We start from the raw sequence: 3,326 nt of genomic DNA, 5'->3' as shown, positions 1-3,326 counted from the left end.
GAGCTGGACGGCTTGTACTGCACCAGCAGCTCGGCGTTGGTGCCTTGTTCCCAGTAGACGATTTCGACGGTGTGCAGGCCTTCGCCAATGGCCACCGGCACGGTCGTCGTGCGGGTGGTGGGCGATTGGTTGGCGTCGTACCGCATCACCACCTGACCATCGATGCGGATGCTGAAGCCGTCATCGGCGCGAACCTGGAAGTCGTAGGTGCCGGCGTTGAAGTAGGCCGAGCCGACCAGGCGCGCGATCGAGTCAGTCGTCTGCCCGAAGCTGCTGGTGGCTTTCAATGCGCCGGCGTCGTTGCCTGCGTTGGCGGCACCGAGGAAGTTGTACAGCGAGCCTGTGGTGATGCTGCTGCCCACCGCGGTGGGAGAGTTGCTGCCCAGGCTGTTGTTGACCACCACCGACTGGCCGTAGGACAGGTTGCTCGCATTGAACGACGCGTCCATCGCCGCGTCGCTGGCCGAGGCCGCCGTGCCGACGATGCTGCTGCCTTGGCGCAGGTTGATGATGCTGGTGATGTCGGCGATGCTGTCGAGGTTGCCGACTGTGCCGTCGCCCGACTGCACGTTGTAGAACTGGCCCTGGTTGGCCGTTTCGTTGTAGCCGTAGAACTCGCCGTGCAGGCCGGTGGCGCTGCTGATCGCGGTAGTGCTGGACGACAAGGTGTGCGAGCTGCCCTCGGTGCCCACATCGCCCGCGCCCACCAGGATCTTGAAGTTCAGCGAGGCGTTGGTGCTGGCCGTGCTGCCGTTCGGCTCGGTGGCGGTGCTGGTCACCGTCAATGGCAGGTTGCCGAGGTAGCTGGAGCTGAGCTGCAGCTTGGCCGAAGCCAACTCGCTGGCCGGGATCGTGACCGCACCGTTGACCACCGTGTACCCGTTAGGGTGGGTAGACGTGACGATGGTCGCGTTGGCCGGCAGGCCACCGATCGTCAGCGACAACGACTCAGAGCCGTCCGCATCGGTCAACGCCGAGGTGATGTAGCCCGACAGCGAGATCTCGGTCTTGGTGCCGCCGCCAGCATTGCCGGCCTGCGCGCCCTGCGACTCGGTCAGCTTGATGTCGTCGATCATCGCGCCTCGGCCGTTCGTGTCGAACTGGGCCGCATCGGTGATGATCGTGATGGTCTGTGCGCCGCCGTTGCCAACGAAGCTGAAGTGCAGGTTCTCCCAGTTCAGCGCGTTCTGGCCGCTGGTGCCCGCGTAGCTGGCCACCTTCACGCCATCGACCAGCACGGTGATCTTGGTGAAGTCCTGAGCAAAGCCCAGGCGGCCGGCGTAGTCGAACGACAGGTCGTACACGTAGCCGGCGGTCGTGGCGACACTTCGGCTCAGGCCCAGCGTCTGCACCAGTGCACCAGCGTTGTTGGCGTTGTTCAGCTCCAGCCAGTTCTGGCCGTTGCCAGTGCCTGCGGTCACGCCGATCTGCGTGTTGGCCTGGTTGGCCATCGTGTCGCCGGCGCTCCACAGCTCCCACACGTTGGTGCCGCCGGCGTAGGCGTCGGGCGTATCCACGCGAGTCCAACCGGCCAGCGTGGTCTGCGTGATGGTGCTGGTCGAGGTGGTGTTCGGGTTCAGCTGCGCCTGCGTCAGCCCGGTATCGGCCGCTTCGAAACTGGTGGTGAAGACCGTGGTGTCGTGGTTCTTCGTCGTCAGCGTCGGTGTGTCGGCCACCGGGTTGATGTCGATCCGCATGCTGGCAGTCGAGCCGGTGGCGCTGCCGTCGGTGGGCTTGAAATTGAACTGCGCGTAGTCGTTCTTCAGGTTGCCTGTGCCGGCCGAGTTGAAGGCGTCTGCGCCGCTTTCGTTGGCGTCGGGTACGAAGCGCAGGTTGCCCGCGGCGATGGCGGCTTGGGTGATCGTCTGGTTCAGCGTGACCGCGACCCAGCTGGCGCCGTTGAAGAACTGCAGCGTGCCGTCGGTGGGCAGCGAGCTGATCTGCACCCCCAGGCTGGCGGCGGGGCTGTCGACGTCGCTGACGTTGAACTGCGACCAGGAGAAGACGAGGTTGGTGTCTTCGGTGCCGATGATGGCGCCACCTGCTGACACCGGTGCATCGTTGACCGGCGTGACCGTCACGTTCAGCGTGGTGCTGGAGCCGGTGTTGGTCGTGTACGTGACCTGGGGGGCCGTGCCGTTCCAGTCGGTCTCCGGGGTGAAGGTGTAGTCGCCGTTGGCATTGAGTTGCAGCGAGCCGACACCTGCAATGGATGCGGTCTGGCCAGCTGTGAAGCTGCCTGCAATGCCGGAGACGGAGAACGAGGCGACGGACAAGGTGCTGTCGATGTCGCTGTCGTTGGACAGGACGTTGCCCGTGGCGGGCGTGTCTTCGGCGACCGTCTTGGTATCTGCGACGAGCACGCTGGCATCGTCCACCGGCGTGACCGTGATCGCTAGCGCTGCCGAGGAGCCGGTGTTGGTGGTGTAGCCGACCTGCGGGACCGTGCCGTTCCAGTTGGCGACTGGGGTGAAGGTGTAGTTGCCGTTGCTGTTGAGCTGCAGCGTGCCGACGCCGGTGATGGTGGCTGTTTGTCCGGCGATGAAGGTGCCGGCGACGCCCGTGACAGAGAACGATGCGACGGCCAGTGTGTTGTCGACGTCGCTGTCGTTGCTCAGTACGTTGCCGGTCGCGGTGGTGTCTTCGGCAACGGTCTTGGTGTCTGCCACCAGCACGCTGGCGTCGTCGACGGCCGCCACGTTCAGCGTGACGGTGGCCGTCGAGACRTCGCCGTCGGCGTCGGTCAGYGTGTAGGTGAAGCTGTCKGGGCCGTTGTAGTTGGCKGCYGGCGTGTASGTGAAGGTGCCGTTGGCGTTGACGACGACAGTGCCGTGGGCGGCGTTGGTGCCGAGRGCGAAAGTATTGCCGCCGTCGCCGGAGAGGGTGTCGTTGCCGGCCACCGAACCATTGAGGACCGTGTCTTCGGTGGCGGCGAAAGTGTCGTTGGCGACGGCGGGCAGGTCATCGACGGAGGCGACGTTCAGTGTGACCGTGGCGGTCGACACGTCGCCGTCAGCGTCGGTGAGCGTGTAGGTGAACGAATCAGGCCCGTTGTAGTTGGCGGCAGGGGTGTAGGCGAAAGTGCCATTGGCATTGACCACCACGGTGCCGTGGGCGGCACCGGTGCCAAGCGCGAACACGTTTCCGCCGTCGCCGGACAACGTGTCGTTGCCGGCGACGGAGCCGTTGAGGATGGTGTCTTCGGTGGCTGCAAAGGTGTCGTTGCCAGCGCTCGGCAGATCGTCGACGGAACCCACGTTCAGTGTGACGGTGGCTGTCGAGACGTCGCCGTCCGCATCGGTCAGCGTGTAGGTGAAGCTGTCGGG

1 protein-coding gene is annotated in these 3,326 nt (G+C 65.2%); it reads right to left on the bottom strand.

Features of this window, described 5'->3' with window-relative positions:
• The coding region (locus AC1DYI_RS30245; RefSeq protein ID WP_477207817.1) for a tandem-95 repeat protein at positions 1 to 3,326 on the bottom strand (3,326 nt) is incomplete at both ends.

This window comes from Ideonella sp. P3_A4 (assembly GCF_056403075.1).
This window is presented reverse-complemented; position numbering and strand designations above follow the sequence as displayed.